The following is a 1046-nucleotide window of genomic DNA, read 5'->3' on the forward strand; positions in this document are numbered from 1 at the left end:
CGAAAGCTCGGTGTATTGATTGGCGTAGAAAGTGCTTTTATCCTCGCCAAGATCTCCGTTTGCGTAGTAGAATTTATCGTGCCAATCGATATTAGTCATATACACTCGCTCGGTAAAGGCGAAATTTAAATAATCCGCCAGTAGTGGCGTGCTTATACTAATCGGTACGTCAAACTCGTATTGGCGAGCAGTCGCGCCTTCCCATCTGGTGTAATTACGCGCTTTTGCATCAAGCGAATAGATCAAATTTGGCAGCCCCAAATCATTGCTAAATTTATGATATTGCAGCGTCGGCAGCTCTTGGACGGTATCTTCGTTGCGGAAGGTATTATCGGCGTTTAGCTTGCTTGTATCGATGTAGTAGCGTCCGTAAGCGCCAAAATAGTGCTCGTCTGAGGTCAAATAATAATTCAGCCGTGAAGTTACGAGCGAATTATCCGCATCGTTGCCAAGACCTCCCTTTTCCTTCAGATCGTAGTATTCAAGGTCGTTTAGCTGAGTAAAGTCGATCCATAAATTTTCGCGCAGATCGCCGTCTAGCAGATAGGTTGCAAGCTTGCTACGATCGTATTGCACTTCAAATCCGTGGTGGCGCTCGTTTTTGTATTCGAGCCGCTTTTGCGCCCGTGAGAAGTTATCGAAAACTCCACCTTTAATCTCTCCGTAAGAGTACGGGGATTCCGTGAAGCGAAAGGTGCCGTATACGCCAAAGCCCCTTCTGCTGCGCACCTGCGGATCGAGCTGAAAATCCCAGCTATCGTAAGGCGCGAAATAGATCGGCTGCTTATAATAGATCCCTTCCCTGCTGATATAGCCGGCCTCTGGAGGCAGCAAGCCCGTGCGGCGCGTGCGATCGGTCGGGAAGCCGAAATACGGCAGATAGAGCACCGGCACGTCACCCACATAAAATCTCGGATTAAAAAGATGGAGGAATTTGCTCTCTTTATTAAGCATGCCGCTGCTAAATTTAATACGCCAATCGGGATCGGTGACATTGCAGCTAGATACGCTGGAGCCCTCCACACGGTAATACTCGCTGTCGCTGC

1 pseudogene is annotated in these 1046 nt (G+C 48.6%); it reads right to left on the reverse strand.

Annotated features, from left to right (window positions below):
* Positions 1–1046, reverse strand: a pseudogene (locus Q0605_RS04035) (LPS assembly protein LptD); the annotation flags it as partial.

Origin of the sequence: uncultured Campylobacter sp., from assembly GCF_938017705.1 — a bacterium.
Lineage (GTDB): Bacteria > Campylobacterota > Campylobacteria > Campylobacterales > Campylobacteraceae > Campylobacter_B.